At 72.9% G+C, this 21,837-nt stretch carries 15 protein-coding genes; 8 read left to right on the forward strand and 7 right to left on the reverse strand.

The genetic code is table 11. The features are described from left to right. Window positions 1-222: 222 nt before the first annotated feature. A complete protein-coding gene (locus tag ACZ7CH_RS23695) occupies window positions 223-2,565 on the reverse strand; it encodes an ATP-binding protein (protein ID WP_470374870.1) in 2,343 nt (780 codons plus the stop codon). A gap of 214 nt (window positions 2,566-2,779) precedes the next feature. On the opposite strand from ACZ7CH_RS23695, the gene ACZ7CH_RS23700 reads away from it, so the two are divergent. Then, window positions 2,780-3,856, forward strand: a complete 1,077-nt coding sequence (locus ACZ7CH_RS23700) for a glycosyltransferase 87 family protein (protein ID WP_470374871.1) — start codon at window positions 2,780-2,782, stop codon at window positions 3,854-3,856. A gap of 52 nt (window positions 3,857-3,908) precedes the next feature. Further along, complete coding sequence (locus tag ACZ7CH_RS23705) at window positions 3,909-6,002, forward strand: ATP-binding protein (RefSeq protein WP_470374872.1); 2,094 nt, start codon at window positions 3,909-3,911, stop codon at window positions 6,000-6,002. On the opposite strand, the gene ACZ7CH_RS23710 is transcribed toward ACZ7CH_RS23705, so the two are convergent. The 5 genes from ACZ7CH_RS23710 to ACZ7CH_RS23730 form a co-directional block, all read right to left on the reverse strand. Beyond that, a complete protein-coding gene (locus tag ACZ7CH_RS23710) occupies window positions 5,997-7,424 on the reverse strand; it encodes a phenylacetate--CoA ligase family protein (RefSeq protein ID WP_470374873.1) in 1,428 nt (475 codons plus the stop codon). The two genes, ACZ7CH_RS23705 and ACZ7CH_RS23710, sit on opposite strands and share 6 nt — an antisense overlap. Window positions 7,425-7,517: 93 nt before the next feature. Then, on the reverse strand, window positions 7,518-8,615 hold the full coding sequence (locus ACZ7CH_RS23715) for a CU044_5270 family protein (RefSeq protein WP_470374874.1): 1,098 nt from the start codon (window positions 8,613-8,615) through the stop codon (window positions 7,518-7,520). Further along, window positions 8,612-9,166, reverse strand: a complete 555-nt coding sequence (locus tag ACZ7CH_RS23720; RefSeq protein ID WP_470374875.1) for an RNA polymerase sigma factor — start codon at window positions 9,164-9,166, stop codon at window positions 8,612-8,614. Before ACZ7CH_RS23720 ends, ACZ7CH_RS23715 begins: the two co-directional genes overlap by 4 nt. Window positions 9,167-9,250: 84 nt before the next feature. After that, the gene (locus ACZ7CH_RS23725; protein WP_470374876.1) at window positions 9,251-10,516 is read right to left on the reverse strand and encodes a glycosyltransferase 87 family protein; all 1,266 of its coding nucleotides are present in this window, start codon (window positions 10,514-10,516) and stop codon (window positions 9,251-9,253) included. Between the two features lie 78 nt (window positions 10,517-10,594). After that, the gene (locus ACZ7CH_RS23730) at window positions 10,595-12,028 is read right to left on the reverse strand and encodes an MFS transporter (protein ID WP_470374877.1); all 1,434 of its coding nucleotides are present in this window, start codon (window positions 12,026-12,028) and stop codon (window positions 10,595-10,597) included. A gap of 52 nt (window positions 12,029-12,080) precedes the next feature. Here ACZ7CH_RS23730 and ACZ7CH_RS23735 point away from each other — a divergent pair, with 52 nt between their 5' ends. Continuing rightward, window positions 12,081-12,788 (forward strand): TetR/AcrR family transcriptional regulator, encoded by a 708-nt coding sequence (locus ACZ7CH_RS23735; RefSeq protein ID WP_470374878.1) that lies wholly within the window; start codon window positions 12,081-12,083, stop codon window positions 12,786-12,788. Between the two features lie 37 nt (window positions 12,789-12,825). Here the strand turns inward: ACZ7CH_RS23735 and ACZ7CH_RS23740 are convergent, their stop codons facing one another. Next, window positions 12,826-13,860 carry an NAD(P)-dependent alcohol dehydrogenase gene (locus tag ACZ7CH_RS23740; RefSeq protein ID WP_470374879.1) on the reverse strand — a complete coding sequence of 345 codons (1,035 nt, stop codon included), beginning with the start codon at window positions 13,858-13,860 and terminating at the stop codon, window positions 12,826-12,828. A gap of 93 nt (window positions 13,861-13,953) precedes the next feature. Between ACZ7CH_RS23740 and ACZ7CH_RS23745 the strand changes: the two genes are divergently transcribed. The 5 genes from ACZ7CH_RS23745 to ACZ7CH_RS23765 all read left to right on the forward strand — a co-directional run bounded on the left by ACZ7CH_RS23745 (window position 13,954) and on the right by ACZ7CH_RS23765 (window position 21,639). Then, entirely contained in the window at window positions 13,954-14,538 is a 585-nt protein-coding gene (locus ACZ7CH_RS23745; RefSeq protein ID WP_470371141.1) for a TetR/AcrR family transcriptional regulator, read from the forward strand. 199 nt (window positions 14,539-14,737) lie between these two features. Then, window positions 14,738-15,949, forward strand: a complete 1,212-nt coding sequence (locus tag ACZ7CH_RS23750; RefSeq protein WP_360392924.1) for a S8 family peptidase — start codon at window positions 14,738-14,740, stop codon at window positions 15,947-15,949. A 146-nt stretch (window positions 15,950-16,095) separates the two neighbouring features. After that, complete coding sequence (locus tag ACZ7CH_RS23755) at window positions 16,096-16,968, forward strand: helix-turn-helix domain-containing protein (protein ID WP_360392927.1); 873 nt, start codon at window positions 16,096-16,098, stop codon at window positions 16,966-16,968. Window positions 16,969-17,124: 156 nt separating this feature from the next. Beyond that, window positions 17,125-18,684 (forward strand): hypothetical protein, encoded by a 1,560-nt coding sequence (locus tag ACZ7CH_RS23760; RefSeq protein WP_470374880.1) that lies wholly within the window; start codon window positions 17,125-17,127, stop codon window positions 18,682-18,684. Between the two features lie 141 nt (window positions 18,685-18,825). Beyond that, complete coding sequence (locus tag ACZ7CH_RS23765; protein WP_470374881.1) at window positions 18,826-21,639, forward strand: helix-turn-helix transcriptional regulator; 2,814 nt, start codon at window positions 18,826-18,828, stop codon at window positions 21,637-21,639. Window positions 21,640-21,837: the final 198 nt, after the last annotated feature.

A 21,837-nucleotide genomic window follows, 5' to 3' on the forward strand; every position in this document is an offset into this window, starting at 1 on the left:
AGGCGGACCTTATCGAGACACGTCAACCCGAACAATCCACGCATCCGAACCAAATGCATTGGGAGTCCACAATGGACGTTGTTTGGGCTGGTCTTCCACAGCCGCCGCCGTCGGGGCGCGATCCACATCGCGGGACGGCGGTCCTGTTCACCGCGCGCCGCGGCCCGATCCCCGGGCTCGAAGACGGGTCTTGTTCCTCTGGCGGACCGGCCGTGTCCCTGCTCAGGCCAGGTCGGCGGTCAACTTGGCGGCCATCGCGCGCACGGCGGGCGTGTCGTAGCGGTCGCATTCGGCCAGCGCCCGCACCCGCAGCTCGCGCGCCTGCGCGGCGTCACCGGCCACGTCGGCGAGCTCCGCCAGTCGCGCCAAGACCTCGATCCGGTGGTCGGACAGCCGGGCCTCGTCCAGCGCCGACAGCAGCTGCTCGCGCGCCTCGCCGAGCCGGCCCGCGTCCATCAGCACCAGACCGCGGTTGTGCCGCACCCGCGCGACCCCGGCGGTCGTGCCGTGCCTGGAGAACAACGACTCCGCCTCGTTCAGCAACTCCAGCGCCCCGTCCACGTCGCCCGTGGCGGCCAGGCTGGTCGCGAGCCGGATGAGCATCATCGCCAGCAGCTCCTCGTCGCCGCCGGCCGCGCGGTGCTGCTCGACGCTGCGCCGCTGCACCTCGACCGCCTCGCCGAGCTCACCGGTGCCGTGCAGCATGAGGCCCAGCAACGACAACGCCAGGTTCTCGCCGATCGGGTACCCGGCCTCCTCGAACAACGCGAGCGCGCGCCGCCCCAGCTCGACCGCCCGCCGCGGTTCCCCGTTGCGCCGCAGGATCGCCGAGCCGTAGTACCACGTCCACGCCTGCGTGACCGTGTCGTCGACCTCGATCGCCGCCGCCTGCTCGTGCGCCACCAACGCCTCCCGCGGCTGCCCGCACAACGCGTACTGCGCCCACGCCAAGTAGTTCAACTGTTCCACCGTGTCCCGCGGGGTGCCCAACGCGCGCGCCGCGTCCGCTCCCGCCCGGAACACCTCACGCCACAGCTCGCCGACCCCGTGCAGGTCCGAGTACCAGTGCATCGCCTGCGCCAGCGCGAGCACCCGCTCGTGCTCGCCGAGCCGGGCCGCCGACCGCAGCGCACCGCGCCAGTGCTCCAGCTCCATCACCAGCCACCGGCCCGCGGACTCCTTGTCGGGCAACGACTCCGAGCGCACCGGCGGGTCGTCGTGGTCGAAGTGGCGCGCGGCCGTCGTGGCGATGTCGAGCAGCGAGTGCCGCAGCCGGGTGCTCAGCTCGCGCACCACGGCGGGGTCCTCGTCGAGCTCCAGCCGTTCGGCGGCGAACACCCGCAGCAGGTCGTGCCGCCGGTAGCGGCCGGGCGTCTCGCTGACCCCCAGCAGGCTCGCGTCGGCCAGCTCCTCCAGCACCTCCTCGGCGCCGTGCCCGCCGTCCTCGTCGGCCACCACCGCGGCCAGCTCCACGCTCGTGTCCGGCCCCGGGACCAGCGCCAGCCTGCGGAAGAGCCGTGCCGCGTCCGGGCTGAGCTGGTGGTAGGAGTTCTCGAACGCCGTGCGCACCTGCAGGTCGCCCGCCTTGAGCAACGACAGCCGCCGCCGTTCGTCGGCCAGCTGCGTCGCGAAGTGCTCGACCGTCCACTGTGGCCTGCTGGCCAGCCGGTTGCCCGCGATGAGCAGCGCCAGCGGCATGCCCCCGCACAGCTCCGCCACGCGCTGGGCCGCCTCGGGCTCGGTGTCCACCCGGTCGCCCGCCACCGCGCGCAGCAGCGCGACGGACCGCTCCAGCGGCAGCAGGTCCACCGCGAGCCGGTGCCGCGCGTCCAGGCCGGTAAGCGTGTTCCTGCTGGTCACGAGCACCATCGTGCCGGGGCTCGACGCGATCAGCGGCCGCACCTGGGCCTCGCCGGCGGCGTTGTCGAGCACCAGCAGCACCGTCCGGTCCCGCAACAACGAGTGGTACAGCGACAGCCGGTCCTCGGGGTCCGCGGGGATCTGCCGCTCGTCGACGTTGAACGACCGCAGCAACCGGTGCGCGGCCCGCCCCGGTGACAACGGCTCGGCGTCCATCCCGCGCAGGTCCAGGAACACCGCGCCGTGCGGGAACCGCGCGCCCAGCCGGTGCGCCGCGTCGACCGCGAGCGCCGTCTTGCCCGCGCCCGGCGGCCCGTGCAGCACCGCGATCTGCACCAGCGCCGACGACTCCGCCTCGCGCGCGAACCCGTCCACGGCCCGTTGCTCGGCCTCCCGGCCGGTCAGCTCCAGCAGCACCGGCGGCAGGCTCGCCGCCGGCAGCACCGCGCTGGGCGGCTCCGGCCGGACCTCCGCCTCCGGCACCCGCCCTGCCCGCGCGAGCGCCGCGAACTCGGCGGCCTCGTCCCCGGCCAGCCCGAGCCCGCTCACGAGCAGCTGCACCGTGCGTGACTGCGGGGTGAGCGTCCGGCCGCGTTCCATGTCGCTGATCGCGCGCATGCTGAGCCCGGTGCGGTCCGCCAGCTCCTCCTGGGTCAGCGGCACGCGGGATCGGTAGAAGCGCAGGAAGTCCCCGAACGAGCTCACCGGGCCATGTTGCCACGACCCGGCAGTTCTCGTTCGCGTCCTCGTCGCTTCGGTGAGAATTTCTTCCGGAGGTTCTGCCGGTCAATCGTCAAGGTGGTGCGCGCATTCCGCGGATAGCGTCGGGGTAATCGTTCTTCTTTGTTCGAACCGGGGAAAAGACGTGTCAGAGTTCAATGGGTTGCTCCAGCGTGCAGAAAATCACCGAATTCGTCCGGTGGTGGGTCTGGCGTGGGTGTTGGCGCTGGTCGGGCTGCTGATCCGCTGGCACGGCCACTACCCGATCGACCTCGACGTGTACCGGCTCGGCGGCCTCGCCTGGCTGACGGGCAATCCGCTCTACTCCGGGTTCACCGGCCCGCCACTCGACCCGGGGCTGCCATTCACCTACCCGCCGCTGGCGGCCGTGTCGTTCAGTGCGATGAGCTTTGTTCCGGGGTGGGCGCTGAACCCGCTTCTGCTGACCGCGGGCTTCGTCGCTTTGACCGCCGTGTGCGTCACCGTGGCGGGCCGGGTGCGGCCCGGCCTGCGGTGGACGCTCGGCCCGGTCGCGCCGATCGCCGCGCTGGCGCTGGACCCGGTGGAGTCGACGTTCGGCTACGGCCAGATCAACCTCCTGCTGCTGGGCCTGGTCGTGGTCGACTGCCTGGCGGTCACGGACCGTCGCTTCCGCGGCGCGCTGGTCGGCGTGGCGGCGGCGGTCAAGCTGACACCGCTGATCTTCGTGCTGTACTTCCTCGTCCGCCGCGACTGGCGGGCCGCGCTGACCTCCGCCGCCACCTCCACCGGCCTGGCCGTGGTGGGCTTCCTGGTGGCGCCGCGCGACTCGGTGCAGTTCTGGTTCCACGCGATGGTGAACCCCGAACGGATCAGCGGCGTCGCGCTGCAGACGAACCAGTCGATCCAGGGGCTGCTGCGCGGCCTCGGCCTGGAGCCCGGCACCCGGTCGCTGCTGTGGGTGGTGCTGTCAGTCGTCGCCGTGGCCGCGGCGGCGTTCGTGGCGTGGCGCTCCGATGACGACGTCGTCGCGTTGTTCGTCATCGCGGCCGCCGGCCTGTTGGCGTCCCCGGTCTCGTGGCTGCACCACTGGGTGTGGTGCGTGCCTGTGTTGTTGTTGCTCGTGCTGCGCGGTCATTGGCCGATGTTCGTCATCGTCACCGCGGTGTTCATGATTCCTGTGCACGAGGTTGACGGTTATGTGGCGCTGGCGGCTGTGGCGTTGAGCGTGCTGGCGTACCGGTCGCGGATCGTCGCCACCCCGACCACAGCCGCGGTGAAGCTGAGCACGGGTTGAGGCCACGCGGCCACGTCGACCGGCCGATTGTTCGGGTGCGTATGGTTCTCGGATGGCCGAGAAGCCGGACAACTTGACGCACAACACGGTGCACGGCGACGTCAGGACCGTGGTGCAGGCCGGGAACGTGCACGTGCACGGCTCGTCGCCCGCGTTGCCGGTACCGCGGGAACTGCCGTGCGACGTGCGGGGATTCGCAGGCCGCGCGGAACACCTCGACCGGCTCGACCGGCTGTTGGAGGCCGACGGGCGTGCGCTGGTCATCTCCGCGCTCGCCGGAGCGGGAGGGGTGGGCAAGACAGCGCTCGCGGTGCACTGGGCGCACCGGGTCCAGGACCGCTTCCCGGACGGCCAGCTGTACACGAACCTGCGGGGGTACGACCCCGTCGAACCGTCCGCGGAACCGGGGCTGGTGCTCGAAGGCTTCCTGCGCGCCCTCAACGTGCCCGACGCGCACATCCCGATCGACCTCGAAGCCCGCCAGCGGTTGTACCGGTCGCTGCTCGCCGACCGCCGGGTCCTGATCGTGCTCGACAACGCGGCGACCGCGGACCAGGTGCGTCCGCTGTTGCCCGGGAGCAACCTCTGCCGCGTCGTGGTGACGAGCCGCAGCGCGTTGTCGAGCCTCGTGGCACGCGAGGGAGCCCACCGCGTCACCGTGGACGTGCTGCCGCTCGGCGAGGCGGTCGAGCTCCTGGCCGCCGAGCTGCACGACATGCCGGTGGCGGCGCTCGAGAACCTCGCCGAGCTGTGCGGGCGGCTGCCGCTGGCGTTGCGGATCATCGCGGAACGGGCCGCCGCCTCGAACGTGCCACTGCCGGACCTCGTCGCGGAGCTGGCGGACGAGCAGTCACGGCTCGAGGCGTTGTCGCCGGACCCCAGCGCGGTGCGGGCCGTCTTCGCTTCGTCGTACCGCGCGTTGTCCGCAGAGGACGCGCGGACCTTCCGTTTGCTCGGCTTGCACCCAGGACCGGACATCAGTGCCGCCGCCGTTGACGCACTCGTCGGCGGTGAGGCTCGGCGGTCGTTGCAACGGCTGGTCGGAGCGCACCTGCTGGAGGCGCACGGTCGGCGTTACCGGTTCCACGACCTCGTGCGGCTCTACGCGGCCGAGTGTGCGCGCCGGGACGAAACCGTTGCCGAGCAACGTGAAGCGTTTGCGCGCGTGGCCGGCTGGTACGTGCACACCGTCGCGAACACACAACGGGTGCTGGACCCGCACTACCGACTTCTCACACCGGATCCGTTGCCGGCAAGGGTCGTGCCGTCGAGGTTCCGCTCCAGGGAGGAGGCGCTGGCGTGGATCGCAGACGAGCACGCGAACCTGGTCGCGGTCACACGACGCGCACACGACAGCGGCGTGAACGGGCCGGCTTGGCAGCTGCCGGCCTTGCTGACGCGCTACTACATGAACACACACCGCTGGGAGGAATGGCACACCGCCACCCACATCGGGTTGGACGCCGCCACGCTCCTGGGTGACACCTGGGCCGAGGCCGAGGTCCTGAACAGCCTGGGAATTCTGTTCGCCCAGAAACAGCAGCACGAGGAGTCCTTCGCCTGTCACAGCCGGGCCCTGGATCTGCGGCGTGCGCACGGGGACCGGCACGGGGAGTGCGTCACCCTCAACAACATCTGTTTCCCGTTGAGACAAGCAGGTCGGCTCGAACGTGCTCGTGAGCTCTTGCTGCAAGGACTGGAGGTGGCCCGGGACATCGGCTACGCGGGTTGGTTGCCCACCCTGCTGGGGAACCTCGCCGGCACGAGCGGTGAGCTGGGCAGGTGGAACGAGTCGCTGGAGTGGTGCGAGCAGCAGGAGCGGGCTGCTTTGGAGCAGATCGACCACTACGAGGACAACCTCCTGAGCAACCGCGGTGAGGCTTGCCGGGGGCTGGGTCGCCTGGAAGAGGCGATCCAGTGCCATGAAAGCGCTCTGAGCCTGGTTCGGGCGCAAGGCCGCGTGCGGCATCCCCTTGCCCAGGCCTACAAGCTCAGTCTGCTCGGTCGTGCGTACCGAGACGCGGGACGTCTCCAGGAAGCGGTCGAGGTGCTCCAGAGGGCGGTCGCCCTGTGTCCCGAGTACGACTCCGGTTCTGTGCACACCATGTGCCTGCAGGATCTCGCCGAGGTGCGGAGCAGGCTATGAGGGGCGTGTGTAGCGGTGCTTCACCCCCACCGGGAAGTACTCCGGGTCCCCGGCCGGTCGCAGCACCACCTCCGGCAGCTGCCGCTCCACCGGCACGTAGTTCGCGAACTCGCTGTTGAGCCGCAGCAGCTGCGCCCGCACCGACTGCGCGATCGCGGGTGCGTCGGCGGTGGCGCCCGGCGCGACCTCCACCGTGATCCGCAGCGACCGGTCGCGGTCCGCGTCCTCCACCGACTCGATCACGAACTTCCCGGTCACCGTCGCGCTGATCTCCGGTTGTTCCAGCCCCACCGTCACGTTCTCCGGGTACACGTTCGCCCCGAAGAACGACACCGTGAACAGCGAGCGCCCGAACACGTAGACGAACGGCAGCGGCGGGCCGTCGGGTGGTGTGAAGCCGTGTTCGGCGCACAGTGCGAGCAGTTCGGCGTGGGGGAGGAGGCCGCCCTCGTCGCCGATGCGGTAGCGCACCAGCGGGATTCCGCCGTCTGCGGTGAACACGAGGGTGTCGTCGACGACCTCGAAGAAGCGGCTGGCGGGGTCGTACTGCACCAGGGTCGGCAGGCGCGGGTCGCCGAACACCAGCCGCGCCAGGTCGGGGCGGTGGGCGAGGAAGCGGCGGATGCCCACCGACAGCGCGGTCTCGGTGCCGAGCACGCCCGCGTCGGCAGTGCCGTAGAGCGCGGCGATGTCGTGCACCGGGTCCGCGATGCCGGCCCTGGTGGCGACCAGGTCGCGCCACTGTTCGCTGAAGACCTCGCCGGCCAGCACCAGCTTCACGTCGAACGACCAGTCGGTGCCGGAGTCGACCACGTCCTTGACGAACGGCGGGTAGCCGAGCAGGACGGTCTGCTCGAAGTGCGGTGCGAGCTCAGGCAGGACGCGCAGGACCTCCGCCTTGTTGTTGCCCGGCGCCACCACCGTGATGGGGCAGCCCTTCGCGGCCAGGTGGCGCACGCACGCCTGCGTGAACAGGCCGCCGACCCACGTGCCGAGCGGGAAGCACACGACCGCCAGCGTGCTGCGCTCGTCCGCGCCGAAGCCGTCGACGAGCACCTGCTCGAAGCGGCGGGCCACGTGCAGCTCGTCCTCCAGAGACCGCGGCCAGATCGTCGGCTTGCCGCTGGAACCGGACGAGACGGCGATCATGTCGCAGGCCGCGAGGGTGCCGTCGCGGCACAGGTCGGGCAGCGGGTGGCGCTGGTGGTAGTTCGCCTTCTCCGTCAGCGGCAGGCGCTGGAAGTCCGCGAACGCCTGCACGGACTCCGGCTCGATCCCGTGCTCGGCCAGGAAGTCCCGGTAGGCGGGCACGGTGGTGGCGGTGCGGCGGAACAGGTCGAGCACCCAGGACGGGGACGGCTCCGCCGCCGGGGCGAAGAACGTCTCGAACGCGCGGAGCACACGGGCCTGCCGATCACTCATGGTCCTGACCTTGCCAGACGGCGGTTCGGTGCGCGTGCCCGGCGCGGGAAGGCCGGCCGCGGAACCCGCGACCGGCCTTCCCGCGCCACCGGCTCAGCCGACGCTGTCGACGACCTTCGTCGTGATCGCCGTCGAGGTCAGCACCGTGCCCTCGGGCAGCCAGGTGTACTCGCTGCCGGGACCGGTGAGCCTGCGGTCGCCGATGAAGTCGCCCGTCTCCGGGGAGATGACGAGCTCGACGCGCTCGTGCCGGTCCGTCAGCGTGATGCCGACGCCGGTGCGGCCGTCCATGGTCACCTTCTGCGGGGAGACCGTGACGCCGTCGATCTTCGCGATGGCGCGGTACCAGCCGGCGCGCAGGTCCGCGGGCATCAAGCCGGCGCGGAGGATCTCGGTGGCCTTGGCGAACATGGCCGCGGGCGTCGAACCGCGCTGGCTCGTGGTGCTGCGCAGCCACTCGTACAGCGCCGCCGGGTCACGCGGCAGCGCGGCGTAGAACGCGGGCGAGTCCCAGTCGGTCGGGTCGCCGCACACCTTGCGCGGCTGGGACTTCGGGAAGAAGTCACCGCACTTGCCGCGGCGCTCGCCGGTGTCGGTGTCCTGGTTGGTGTAAGGCGCCTCGGACTGCGGGACGTTGCCGCCCAGCCACTTCGCCTCACCGTTCTGGGTGCGGCGGTTGACCCACTCCTGCGTGACGTCCGCGGGGATCCACGTCTGGTAGGTCAGCTCGACCGCGTAGGTGGCGCCCCTCATCGGCTGGGGATTGTCCACGGAGGACCCGAACATCATGCCGCGCGCGTACGTGCCGTGCTCGGTGATGAGGCGGTACTGGCCGGGCCCGACCGGCTGGTCGACCGGCGTGATCTTGCCCGCCGCGTCGTCGAGCAGCTCGGCCGCGGACAGCAGCGCCACCTGCTGTTCGGTGGGGCTCGGCGACGCGGACACCGGGGGCGCGGCGGCAGGCGGTGCCTGGGACGGTGCGTCGGTGTCGCGGACCACGACCACCCCCGCGGCGACGAGTGCCACGGCGGCCGCGGCGACGGTCACCGGTAGCAGCTTGCGGCGGCGCAGCGGAACCACGGTGCCCGTGGCCGCGGCTTCGACGACCCTGGCGCGCACGGCGTCGAGCGGGCGGGTGCTCGTGCGGTCAGCCCGGTGCAGCAGGTCCAGTGCTTCGTCCAACTCGGTCATGACGACTCCCCTGTGAGCAGTGCCTGCAGTTTCGTGCGCACGCGGTGCAGGCGTGAGCGGACCGTGCTGGCAGGCAGGTTCAGCGCGGTCGCGACCTCGGACGGGTCCAGCCCGGCCCAGGACGTCAGCAGCAGCAGGTCCCGCTCCTGCACCGACAGCCTCGGCAACGTCCGCGCGAGCTGGCGCTGGGCGTCCACCCTGGCGGCGACCTGTGCGTCGTGGGAGTGCTCGGTCTCGGTGTGCAGCCGTTCGGTCGCCCGGTAACCGCGCAGCTCCGTGCGCACGTGGTTGCGCAGCAGGTTCGTCGCGATGCCGTACAACCAGCCGCGCACCGGCGCCTGGGCCGGGTCGTAGGCGCCGCGCCTGCGCAGGGCCACGAGGAACGTCTCCGCGACCAGGTCGTCGGCGGTGTCGAGCCCGACGCGGCCCGCCAGGTAGCCGCGCAGGGCAGGGGCATGGGTGTCGAAGAGCGCGGTGAACGCGGCGGCCGGGTCCTCACCGTCGAGGTCCGGCCTGCTGCCGTCCACGGCGCGCTCCTTGGGCTTGGTCACGCTGGTACTTGTCCGCTCCGGCCCCGAGCGTCCCCGACCTGTGACCGCCGTCACTGCTGTGTACTGATGAGTCCGGGGTGGACGTTATACCGCCTGCGCGGCAGGTGTGCTGCTCAGCGCCGGTGCGCGGGCCGCGGCCAGCACGACCGGCAGGAGCAGCAGACCGGTCAGCGGCCACAGCCCCGCCGCGAGCTGCTGCCACACCGTCAGCCCGCCGGACAGCGGCGGCACCTCCGGCACGTCGAGCAGCGCGAACCACCGCACGGCGAACACCACGAACACCACGGCGGTGAGCACCGCCAGGCCCGGCGACCGCCGCAGGTGCGCGTGGGCCGCCAGCCACACCAGCAGCGGCACCACCCAGACCCAGTGGTGCTCCCAGCTCACCGGTGACACGAGCAGGCTGGTGACCGCCGCGGCCGAGAACCCCAGGAAGTCCGACCCCCGGCGGTGCGCGGACCGGGCCACCGCCAGGCCGCAGACCGCCACCAGCGCCAGCACGGGCAACCACGACCGGTCGAACCCCACCGTGCCCAGCGCCCTGGCCAGCGCGCCCGGCAACGACTGGTTCGGCGTCACGTACACGTCGGCCACCCGCGACGACTCCAGCACCAGCCCACCCCAGTACCGGGCCGAGTCACCCGGTGCGACGAGGAAACCGGCCGCGACCGTGCCCAGGAACGCCAGCGCCGCAGTGCGGGCCGCCGCCCACTGCCGGGTCACCAGCAGGTAGCCGATGAACAGCAACGGCGTGATCTTCAGCCCGGCCGCGATGCCGATGCCGACACCCCGCCACCGCCCCGCGCCGGGGCGGAAGTCCAGCAGCACCAGCAGGAGCAGGAATGCGTTGATCTGCCCGGCGATCAGCTGCACGCGCACCGGCAGCAGCAACGACACCAGGACCAGACCGGCGACCACGAGCAGGCCGCGGTGCCGCCGGACCCCCGCGATCCGCACCGTCAGCCACACCACCGCGCCCAGCGCGGCCAGCGACGCGGTGTTCCACAGCAGGCCCGCCGCTCCGGCCGGCAGGAACGACAGCGGCGCGAAGATCGCGGCGGCGGCCAGCGGAGGGTAGGTGTAGGACATCGGCCCGTACAGCGGCGACAGCACCACCAGGTCGTAGAGCGACCGGCCGTCGCGCACCGCCTGCCCGCTGGCCAGGTACACCTTGAGGTCCACCGTCCAGCGCAGGCCCCAGTACGGGTCGCGGGTGTAGACGGCGTGGGCGACGAGCGCCAGTGCGACCGAGGTGGCCACGACCGCTGCCACGAGAGCCGCGGGGCGGGCGAAGCGCGCCCTGGGAGCGGTGGGGGAGGCGGTGGTGCTGGGCTTGGCAGGGCTGAGCATCGGCGTGCACCCTCTCGTCCGAGACCAGAGCGCTCTCATGCTCTCGGGGCCGGCTCGAGCGCCGCTCACGTCCGCCGTTCACACCCGCCGGGCGCGCACGAAGCCCCAGCCGACGAGGGCGGCCGACAGGGCGGTGAGCGCGAGACCGCCGATCGTGACGGCCCGCTCGAACTGCACGGTCTGCGCGGCACTCCACCCCGGCTGGGCGATGCCGCCCGCGAACAGCACCGCGAGCACCGTGCCGCTGACGGCGACCCCAGCGGCGGCGGTGACCTGCGAGGCGGTGTCGACGAGCGCCGCACCGATCGAGGTCCGGTTCTCCGGCAGGCCCTTCAGCACGTTCACGCCCGCGACCGCGCCGACCACGCGGATGCCGATGGCGACGAGCACGAGAGCGGCCGCGACCGGCGCGTAGCCGAGTCGCCCGAGCAGCGCGTACACCGCGAGGCCCGTCACGACGCAGCTCCCGCCGAGCCACGCCGCCCGGTCCAGGCCCACCGCGCGCACGAACCGGGTGACCAGCGGGCCACCGGCGATCAGCACGACGACCTGCGGCAGCATCCCGGCCGCCGCGAGCGCGGGAGACCAGCCCCAGTCGAGCTGCAGCTGCAACGTCACGAGGTAGGTGAGACCGGCCGCCGCCAGCCCGGTCGCCGCCTTGTGCGCGAGACCGCTGGCGACCAGCGGCCGTGCGACGAGCTTGAGGTCCAGCAACGGATGGCTGGCCGTGCGCGCGCGGACGACGTACAGAACCGCTGCCACGACCGTTGCGGCGGAGGCGGTCCACGGCAGCCACGACGAGGCGCCCCGTTCGACGAAGAACGTCGGCACGACCAGGGCGAGCACGATGGTCGCGGTGCCGAGCACGCCGCCGAGGAGGTCCGCCGGGTCGCGGTGCAGCTCGGCCGCGGTGTCGGCCTCGACGCCGCGGCCGATGCCGGCGAACGCCAGCACCGAGATCGGGACGTTGACCAGCAGCAGCGCCTGCCACGGCGCCACGGTCAGCAGGGCGCCGCCGAGCGGCGGGCCGATGGCCAGGCCGACGAGACCGACCGTGGAGATCAGCGTCATCGCGCGGACGCGCAGGTCGTCGGCGCGGAACAGCCGGAAGGCCAGCGCGATCGAACCGGGTGTGGTCATCGCGGCCGCGACGCCCATGACCGACCGCACCGCGACCAGCTCGCCCACGGACGTGACGAAGAGCGTCGCGAGGCTCGCGGCACCGAGCAGGACGAGCCCGGCGAGCATCACGCGGCGCCGCCCGACCCGGTCGGCCACGGCACCGAACACGAGCATCAGCCCGCCGAACACGACGGCGTAGGAGTTCGACACCCACTGCAGCGCGGTCGTCGAGGCGTGCAGGTCGCGGCCGATCGTGGGCAACGCGACGGTGAGGATCGAGCCGTCGAGCATCTCGAACAGGAAGACGGCGGACAGCCCGGCGAGGGCGATCCACGCCTCCCGCAGGGAACCGGGGGAGCGCAGGCGGGGCTGCGCGGTGGAGGTTGACACGAACATCGTTCTACTTACGAACGATGTTCGTGTCAACTGTAGGCTGAGTGCCATGAACCGGAAGAGCGCCTCGGCACGCGACGAGTGGGCGGCGCAGATCGCGGCACTGGACGAGCAGCCCGCGGCGCGCAAGGAACCGATCACGGTCGGCCGCATCGTCGACACGGCCCTGCGGATCGTGGAGACCGACGGCTACGCCTCGTTGACGATGCGCCGGGTCGCCGCCGCCCTCGACACCGGTCCGGCCTCGCTCTACGCGCACGTGCGCAACAAGGCCGAGCTCGACGACCTGCTCATCGGCGCGCTGGGCAAGCGGGTCGCGCTGCCCGCACCGGACGCCGAGCGGTGGCGGGCCCAGTTCGCCGACGTCTGCGGGCAGCTGCGCGACGAGTTCCTGCGCTACCCCGGCATCGCGCAGGCCGCGTTGTCGGCCGCGCCGAAGAACCTCGACACGCTCCGCATCACCGAGGGCATGCTCGGCATCCTGCTGGCCGGCGGCGTGGACCCGCAGGCGGCGGCGTGGACGATCGACGCGGCACTGCTGTACGTCAGCGCCTACACCGTCGAGGCGTCGCTGCGCCGGCACCCCGACGGCGGCCGGGACACGCGCGTCGTCGACCGCGCCGAGGCCCTGGCGCGGCTGCGGATGCTGCCGGTGAGCCGTTTCCCGCACACCGTCGAGCACGCCGACAAGATCGGCGCCGGCGAGGGCCACGACCGGTTCGACTTCGCCCTGGAGCTGCTGCTGCGCGGCCTCTGACCACCCGGCGGACGCGATCTCGCCGCGGTGCTCCGGTTCAGGACAGGTCGGACAGGTCCAGCACGAACCGGTACCGCACGTCCCCGCGCGCCAGCCGGTCCAGTGCCTCGTTCACCCGCGCCGACGGCAGGACCTCGACGTCGGCGGTGATGCCGTGGGTGGCGCAGAACTCCAGCATGGCGGTGGTGGCGGCCAGGCCTCCGCTGCCGGCGGAGCTGAGCTTCTTGCGGCCCACCAGCAGGTCCAGCGCCTCGACCGTGATCGGGCCGAGGTGCCCGACCTGGCTGAGCGTGCCGTCCAGGGCGACCAGGCCGAGGTACGGGCTCAGGTCGTGGGCGACCGGGATGGTGTCGAGGACGACGTCGAAGCGGTCGCGGGCCGCGGCCATCTGCCCGGGGTCGGTGGAGACGACCACGTCGTGCGCGCCGAGGCGGGTGGCGTCGGTCGCGCGGTCGGCCGAGCGGGTCACCACCGCGACCTCCGCGCCCAGGGCTGCCGCGAACTTCACGGCGAGGTGGCCGAGGCCGCCCAGGCCGCTCACCGCGACCCGCGTGCCGGGGCCGACTCCCAAGGCGCGCAACGATTCCCACACCGTGATCCCCGCGCACAGCAGCGGCGCGGCGGCGGCCGGGTCCAGGCCGGGCGGCAGAGGATGGGCGAAGCTCTCGCGCACGACGTACTCGCGGGAGAAACCGCCCAGCGTCGTCGAACCGTCGTGCCGGTCCGTGCCGCCGTAGGTCAGCGTGGGGAACTCGCGGCAGAAGTTCTCCTGTCCCGCCAGGCACATCGGGCACGTGCCGCACGAGTCGACGATGTTGCCGACCGCGACCGGGTCGCCGACGCGGAAGGCGGTCACGTCCTGGCCGGTCTCGGTGACCACGCCGGTGAACTCGTGGCCGGGCACCAGCACGGTCCCGCCGTCGTGGGCGCGCAGGGAGTGCAGGTCGGTGTGGCAGACACCGCAGTGGTCCACGCGCACCGCGATGTCGTCACGGCGCAGGTCGCGGCGGGGGATCGGGGCGGCGCGCACCGTGGTCGCGTCGTGGGCCCGCCAGCCGGTGGTGGTCCTCATGGGCTCTCCTCCAAACAGACTGTTCTGTCTATTTCACGCTAACCCCAGGCGTCCGGTAAAGCAAACCAACTGTTCTGTCTGTAGGCTGGCACCATGTCCGACCAGCGGTTGACCGCCCGCGGCGAGGCCACGCGGCAGCGCATCATCGACGTCGCCACCCGCGAGTTCGCCGAGTACGGCATCGCCGGTGCCCGCATCGAGCGGGTCGTGGCCGCGGCACGGACGAACAAGGCCCAGCTCTACGGCTACTTCGGCAGCAAGGACGGGCTGTTCGACGCGATCTTCTCCGGGTCGCTGGAGCGGATCATGGACGTCGTCCCCATCGACGCCACCGACCTCGCAGGCTGGGCCGTGCGCCTGTACGACGAGTACCTGGAGCGGCCCGACCTGATCCGGCTCGCCACCTGGGCCCGGCTGGAACGCCGCCCCACCGGCCACCTCGTCGCCGACGCCGACCGGGTGGACGCGGGCAAGCTGGAGGCCATCGCCCAGGCGCAGGCCGCCGGGCTCGTCCGCGCCGGCGAGCCGTTCGACGTGATGGCCGTGGTGATCGCCATGTCCATGGCGTGGTCGCCGGTCAGCAACGTGTACGCGGCCACCGCCGACGAAGCCGCCGAGGAGCACGAGCGGCGCCGGGCGTTCCTGCGCGACAGCGTGCGCCGCGCGGTAGCGCCCTAAGACCGTCCACGTACCGGATAACGGATAACGGTCGTTCGCCCGCCGTTAGCGGTAGGTGGTGCGGTACGTGGTCGTCCCGGCCGCAGCTTTGAGTGTTGTCGGCTGCACAACCGCACTTTTACGTTCGTGGAGCGGAGCAACCGCGGTCACCACCGCGGTCCCTGAACCCGCATCCCCTGCGAAGTAAAGGTGCACGTCGATGCGCAACAAAATCATGAGGGCGGTCGCCTGCGCGGCTGCCGCGGCCGGTGTGGTGGCGATGACCGCCGGCACCGCCGCGTCGCAACCCGAGGCCGGTCCCGCGATCCTGAACGCGGGTGCCTCGGACGCCGTGGCCGACCGCTACATCGTGGTGTTCAAGGGCGAGGACAACGTTGACGCCTCGGCTGCGGCGATGGTCCAGCGGTACGGCGGCACGGTGCGCAAGACCTACGACCGGGTGGTCGACGGCTACTCCGCCACCATGTCGGCGACCCAGGCCGCGAAGCTCGCCAAGGACCCGAAGGTCGCCTACGTCCAGCAGGTCAACCGGATGTCCACGATGGACACCCAGACGCCGACGCCGAACTGGGGCGTGGACCGGATCGACCAGCGCGACTACCCGCTCGACAGGAGCTACAGCTACCCGTCGAGCGCGGGCCAGGGCGTGCGGATCTACATCCTCGACAGCGGCATCAACGCGAGCCACAGCGAGTTCACCGGCCGGATCGCGGCGGGCTACGACTACGTCGACGACGACCGCACGCCCCAGGACTGCAACGGCCACGGCACCCACGTCGCCGGCACCGCGGCGGGCACGAAGTACGGCGTGGCCAAGAAGGCGACGATCGTGCCGATGCGCGTGCTCAACTGCAAGGGCGACGCCTACGACGACGACATCCTCGCGGCCGCCGACTGGGTCGCCAAGAACGCCGTGAAGCCCGCGGTGGTCAACTACAGCATCGGCTGCCGCCAGCGGTGCAACACCCCCGCCATCGACAACGCCGTCAAGGCCGTCGTGGCCAGCGGCGTGCAGTGGGTGCAGGCGGCGGGCAACTCCACCGACGACTCCTGCTACTACAGCCCGCAGAAGGTCGCGGCTGCCGTCACCGTCGGCAACGCGACCTGGGAGGACGAGCGCCGCTTCGACAGCAACTACGGCTCGTGCCTGGACATCTGGGCGCCGGGCACGGACATCGTGTCGGCCTCCTACTCCAGCACCACCGGCACGGCGACGATGTCGGGCACGTCGATGGCCTCGCCGCACGTGGCGGGTGCGGCGGCGCTGTACCTGGCGCGCAACACCTCCGCCACGCCGGCGCAGGTGCGTGACGCGCTCGTGCGCAACGCGACCACCAACCGCCTGACGGGCATCGGGTCCAGCTCGCCCAACGCCCTGCTGTACACCGCGTTCCTCAACGGCGCGGCGTAACACCCCCTGAACGCACGGCGCCCGGCGAGACCAGGACTCGCCGGGCGCTGTGCCACCACACGACCGTCCACATCGCGAACCCCGCACTTGAACTCCCGCACGAAGCCGCCGACCATACCGGGACGACGAGTTCCAGGAGGCCGGTGATGTCCCAGGAGGTCGGCCGGGAACGGCTCGCGTCGTTCGCCGAGGCGCTGGACGCCGCGATCACCGCCAGCGGGCTGACGCTCGACCGCGTCCGCCACCGGCTGGCCGAGCAGGGCACCGAGATCGGCATCGCCACCCTGAGCTACTGGCGCCGCGGCCACCGCCGCCCCGAGGGGCCGGAGTCGTTGCGCGCGGTGCAGCTGCTGGAACGGGTGCTGGGCCTGCCACCGGCCTCGCTGGTCGTGCTGCTGGGCGCGCCACGCCCGCGCGGGCGCTGGGTCACCCGGCCGGACAGCCCGCACGTCGCACCGCTCGTCGCCGAGCTCGACGACCCGGACGAGGGCCGGTGCGGGCTCGTGTCGGCGCACGACGTCTTCACCGTGCGCGCCGACCGCACCGAACGCGGTGTGCGGTCCAGGGTGGTCCTGCGCGGGCTGAGCGGACTCGTCCACCGGTACCTGGTGCGCTACGAGGCAGACGAACCGGGCACCACGCCCGCGTTGACGGCCGTCGACTTCTGCCGCGTCGGCCGCACGGTGGTCGACGCCGCCTCCGGGCTGATCGTGGCCGAGCTGCTGCTGGACCGGCCGCTCAAACCCGGCGAGCACACCGTCGTCGAGTACGGGCTGTGCGCGCCGCCCGGTCCGCCGGTCGAGTTCTACTCCCGGCGCTTGCGCAGTCCCGTAGGCGAGTACGCGCAGCTGGTCCGGTTCGAAGGCGACCCACCGGCCGGCGGGCACACGTTCCGCAAGGACGGACCGGCCGCACCCGAGCACACCACCGAGCCGCTGCACGTCGGCGCGTCCGGCACCAGCGCGCTGGTCGTCCACGACGTGCGGCCGTGCGTGGTCGGCACCCGCTGGCACTGGTGACCGGTTTTTCACAGCATTGAGGCCGCGTCCCGGCCGTGGCGGCACCTTTTTCACACAATTGGCGAGGGCGTCCCGACGTCATTGCCGCGGCGGGCCCCGCGACCCATCCTTTCGGTCGTCACAACGGTGTGACCAGGCCCGGAAGGCTCCCCTGCAATGGTTCCCCACCTCATCACCGCCCTGGCGGTCGCGTCGGCGGCCGCGCTGGCCGTCCCCCTGCCCGCGACCGCCGCCGCCGAGTGCCCGCCGGCACCCGAGTCCTGTGTGGACACGGAGCTCGCGCTGGACCGGCTGCCCGCCGTCGGCGAGTCCGCGACCGCGACCCTGCACCTGCGCCCGAAGGCCCGCGTCGACCGGGCCCAGCTCGTCGTGCGGCTGCCGGCCGGGTTGCGGCTGACCGACCGCGGCGGGCTCTCCGCACCGCGCACGGCCGGGTTCGGCACGGTCGCCGAGCAGTCGATCGGCCTGAGCGCCGAGCGGACCGTGCGCTTCGGCGTCACGGCCGTGCAGGCGGGTCCCGCCCAGGTCGAGGCGACCGTGCGCACCGACGCCCGGCTGCGCCCCGCCCGTTCCGCCGCGACGCTCACCGTGGCCGGACAGCCCGGTGCGTCCAGGGCCGGTGCGGACGGCGCCGACATGGCCACCGTGTCGCGGACCGCGGTCCAGGACGCGCAGGCCGCGGCGAACCAGGTCTGCGCGAAGGGCAGCTACAGCCACGCCACCCCGGACAACACGTGGAAGCCCGTCCGCAACGCCGGTGTGCGCGTCGAGGGACGCACCACGGCCGGCAGCCAGGTCACGACCTACGGCACCGGCTTGACCAGCGCCCAGGACGGCTCGTACCGCGTGTGCTTCCCCGCCACGACCACCCTGTCCCAGGTGTGGGTGCGCTTCACCGCCGACTCCGGCCTGTGGCAGGTGCGGCCGTTCACCACCAGCACGCCCTACACCAGCTACACCGCGGCCAAGACCTCGGTCGCCACCGGCACCGAGGTCGACTTCGGCGCGACCGCCCCCGCCGACTTCCAGATGCGCGGCTGGCGGGCGTTCGACATCATCACCCGCCTGTGGGGCGTGCACGGCCAGAGCCGGTGCTGGACCGGTGCCGAGACCGGGACCTGCCGCAAGCTCTCCCTCTGGTGGCACCCGGACAGCACGGTCGGCGCCCACTGGGACAACTCCGTCGCCCTCCCTGACCGCCACGTCGAGCTGGCCGCCGCCGACCCCGACTCCGAGCACCTCGTCATCCACGAGGCCGGGCACGGGCTGATGGACGTGCTCCACCAGGGGTGGTGGCCGCGGGACGACTGCCCCAGCCCGCACTACCCGAACCGGGTCAGCGGCACGAACTGCGGGTGGACCGAGGGCTTCGCCAACGCACTGGCCGGCTACGTCATGGGCGACGGCAAGTACGTCTACGTCAACGGCGTCGAGGTCGACCTGATGAACACCCGCTGGTTCGACCCGTCCCAGCCGACCTCGGCCACCAACCTGCAGAACGGCGACCAGGTGGAGGCCAGGGTGGCGGGCGCGCTGATCCGGCTGTGGCGCGAGGTCGACAACGGGCCGGTGCGCACGTTCGACAGCCTCGCCGGCAACCGCACCAGCAACCTCCGCGAGTGGTTCCTCTCCCGCAGGCCCGCCGCCGGGCTGGACGTGTCCGCGTCGACCCGCAACCTCGTCTACCGGCACACGATCGACTACCGCAGCGCGTAGGCGGTGAGCGCGGGACGTCGCCGGTGGGCTCACGGCGGCGTCCCGCGCTGCCGGGTTTCCGGCGGATTCCGCTCCCGCGCATCCCGTTCCGGCCCTGGGCGCCTCTACACCGGTGAACGCACGTTCGTCCGGAGGGACCACATGCCAGGAGCCCAGTCGTCGTCCACCCCCGCGGCCCTGGTGGGCCGTGCCGCCGAGCTGGGCCTGCTGCGGGCCGCCGTCGTGGGGCGCAGACCGGCGCTGGTGCAGGTGGAGGGCGAGGCGGGGGTCGGCAAGAGCCGGCTGGTGCGGGAGCTGGTCGCGGCCGTCGCGCCGGTGCTGCCGACCGTGCTGACCGGGCGGTGCCAGCGCACGCCGGAACCGTTCGTGCTGGGGCCGGTGCTGGAGGCGTTGCGCGGGCTGCGCGGGGTGCTGGCCGGTGGCGGGCTGTCGCCGGTCACCGCCGCGCTGCGGGCCGTCGTGCCGGAGCTCGCGGACGTGCTGCCGGCGCCGGTCACCGCCGCCGACCCGCGGTTCGACCGGCACCTGCTGTTCCGGGCGGTCCGCGAGGTGCTCGCGGTCGCGGGACCGGCGGTGCTCGTCGTCGAGGACCTGCACTGGGCCGACGAGGCGACGCTGGCGTTCCTGCGGTTCCTGCTGTCCGACCCGCCCGCGCGGCTGGCGGTCGTGATCACGTTCCGGCGCGAGGACGTGACCGGCGGGATGCCGCTGGGGACCGCGTTCCGGCCGGCCGCCGGGGTGACGACGGAGATCGTCGAGCTGGCGCCGCTGGACGTCGCGCAGGTCGGTGAGCTGGCCGCGGCGGTCCTGGGGGTGCCCGCGGTGGGCGAGGCGGTCGCCGCCGAGCTGCACGGACGCACGGCGGGGCTGCCGTTCGTCGTCGAGGAGGCCATCCGCGGTCACGGTGCGGGCCACGGCGGGGTGCCGGTGCTGGTGCGGGAGTCCGTGGCGGAACGGGTCGCGGCGCTCACGCCCGACGCGCGCCGGCTGGTCCGCGCGGCCTCGGTGTTCACCGAGCCGGTCACCGCGGAGCAGCTCGGCGAGGTGGCGGACCTGGCAGGGCAGCGGCTGCGCGCGGCGGTGGACGAGGCGCTGGCCCGCCCGGTGCTGCACCAGACGGGGGAGAACACCTACTGGTTCCGGCACGCGCTGGCCCGGCAGGCCGTGTACTGCGCCGTCGGCGTCATGCACCGCACCGAGCTGCACGCGCGGGCGGTCCGGTCGCTGGCCGCGGCCGACCCGCCGCCGCTGGTGCAGCTGGCCGAGCACAGCCGCCTCGCCCACCGGCGCGACGAGTGGCTCACCTACGGCGAACGGGCCGCCGACCAGGCACTGGCCTCCGCCGACGCCACGACCGCCACCGCGTTGCTGCGGCTGCTGCTCGCCGAGGCGTCGCTGTCCGGTGCCGACGTCGACCGGTTGGGTGCCAAGCTGGGGGAGGCGTCGCTGCTGGGCCTGGACGTCGCCGCCTCGGTGGCGGTGCTCAAACCGCTGCTGGCCGACGAACGGCTCTCGCCCGCCGCGCGCGGTGAGGTGCGGATGCACCTGGGGCTGCTGCTGGCCCGCCAGTCCGACACCCTCGCCGAGGGCCGCGCGCAGCTGGAGCTCGCCGTCGACGACCTGGCAGGGCGCCCGGAGCTGGCCGCGAAGTGCGTGAGCGCGCTGGCCCAGCCGTTCAACGGCGACGCGCCGCTGCCGTCGCTGACCAGGTGGCTGCGCGAGGCCGACGCCATCGCCGGTCGCTGCGAGGACGGTGAGCTGCGCATCTCGCTCGTTGCCAACGTTGTCGGCTCGCTCGTGGCGGTCGGCGACCGGGCGGTGCTCGACCGGCTCGACAGCCTGCCGCGGGCGGGCCGCACCCTCGGCGAACAGCGCCAGGTCGCGCGGGCGCACTGCAACCTCGCCGACTCGCTCACCATCGTCGGCCGCTTCGACCAGGCGGGCGCCCACCTGCGGTTCGGCATGCGGGCCGCGCGCGACAGCGGCGCGCGGTACGTGCTGAGCACCGCGCACAGCACCGAGGTGCGGCTCGCCTGGTTCACCGGCGAGTGGGACGGGCTGGCCGAACGGGCGGCGGCGCTGCTGGCCGAGCACCGCGGGCTGGTGGCGGTGGCGGGCGAGCTGCACCTGGTGCTGGGCCTGCTCGCACTGGCCCGCGGCCAGTGGGCCGCCGCCGCGGCGCACCTGGAGCAGACCGGGGTGCGCACCCCGCGCGACGCCGTCACCCCGGTCGCGCTCGCCGGCAGCGCCGGTCTGGTCCGGCTCGCGCTGCGCGACGACGTGGCACGGGCCGGCCACGAAGCCGACGCGGGGCTCGCACTCGCGCGGCGCAAGCAGGTGTGGGCGTGGGCGGGGGAGCTGGCCGAGGCGGCGGTCGACGCCTACCTGGCCGCTGACCGCGTCCACGACGCCAGGGACGTCGTGCGCGACCTGGAGGAGGGCATCGCACAGGCGGCCGCACCGCTGGCCGCCGCCGCGCTGCACTCCTGCCGGGGCGCCCTCGCCGCGCACACCGGCGGTGACGGGACACCGTGCTTCACCGCCGCCGCCCGCGCCTACGAGGACTGCCGGGCCCCCTACCTCGCGGCACTGGCGTGGGAACGGGCCGGCTCGCACCTGCTGCGCCGCGGTGGCAGCGCCGCGATCACCGCCTACACCCGCTGCGCCGACCGGTTCGAGGCGCTCGACGCCTCCCACGACGCGGCCCGCTGCCGCCACCTGCTGCGCGGCCTGGGCGCGGTCACCCCGTCCCGGCGCGGCAGCCGCGGCTACGGCGACGACCTCTCGCCGCGGGAACGGGAGGTGGCGCGGCTGCTGGTCGCCGGGCTCACGAACAACGAGATCGCCGAGGTGCTGTTCCTGTCACCGCGGACCGTCGAGCAGCACACGTCGAGCGTGCTGCGGAAGCTCGGGCTGGGCTCGCGGCGGGACATCCGGTCCGCGCACCTGGCCTGATCACGCTCACCGGACCGCCGCGCTCGGCCTCGACGGGGTGCCGGCGTTGGCCGGAGGCCGTTCTGCGATGCGGTGCCCGCCGGACCCGGCGCGACCGCGGCCCGTGCGCGTCCGGTCAGTGCCGCTCGGACGGTGTGGACGTGGACGGGCCGCCGCGCTCGGCTGCGGCCCGGACGACCACACCCTCGGCCTCGACGG

This window comes from Lentzea sp. NPDC037011 (genome assembly GCF_055607425.1).

What these genes read in the sequence shown, in the direction of transcription:
- ACZ7CH_RS23705 (WP_470374872.1), top strand. Translation starts at nt 3,909, where the DNA reads ATGGCCGAGAAGCCGGACAACTTGACGCACAACACGGTGCACGGCGAC.
- ACZ7CH_RS23710 (WP_470374873.1), bottom strand. Translation starts at nt 7,424, where the DNA reads ATGAGTGATCGGCAGGCCCGTGTGCTCCGCGCGTTCGAGACGTTCTTC.
- ACZ7CH_RS23715 (WP_470374874.1), bottom strand. Translation starts at nt 8,615, where the DNA reads ATGACCGAGTTGGACGAAGCACTGGACCTGCTGCACCGGGCTGACCGC.
- ACZ7CH_RS23725 (WP_470374876.1), bottom strand. Translation starts at nt 10,516, where the DNA reads ATGCTCAGCCCTGCCAAGCCCAGCACCACCGCCTCCCCCACCGCTCCC.
- ACZ7CH_RS23735 (WP_470374878.1), top strand. Translation starts at nt 12,081, where the DNA reads ATGAACCGGAAGAGCGCCTCGGCACGCGACGAGTGGGCGGCGCAGATC.
- ACZ7CH_RS23740 (WP_470374879.1), bottom strand. Translation starts at nt 13,860, where the DNA reads ATGAGGACCACCACCGGCTGGCGGGCCCACGACGCGACCACGGTGCGC.
- ACZ7CH_RS23745 (WP_470371141.1), top strand. Translation starts at nt 13,954, where the DNA reads ATGTCCGACCAGCGGTTGACCGCCCGCGGCGAGGCCACGCGGCAGCGC.
- ACZ7CH_RS23750 (WP_360392924.1), top strand. Translation starts at nt 14,738, where the DNA reads ATGCGCAACAAAATCATGAGGGCGGTCGCCTGCGCGGCTGCCGCGGCC.
- ACZ7CH_RS23755 (WP_360392927.1), top strand. Translation starts at nt 16,096, where the DNA reads ATGTCCCAGGAGGTCGGCCGGGAACGGCTCGCGTCGTTCGCCGAGGCG.
- ACZ7CH_RS23760 (WP_470374880.1), top strand. Translation starts at nt 17,125, where the DNA reads ATGGTTCCCCACCTCATCACCGCCCTGGCGGTCGCGTCGGCGGCCGCG.
- ACZ7CH_RS23765 (WP_470374881.1), top strand. Translation starts at nt 18,826, where the DNA reads ATGCCAGGAGCCCAGTCGTCGTCCACCCCCGCGGCCCTGGTGGGCCGT.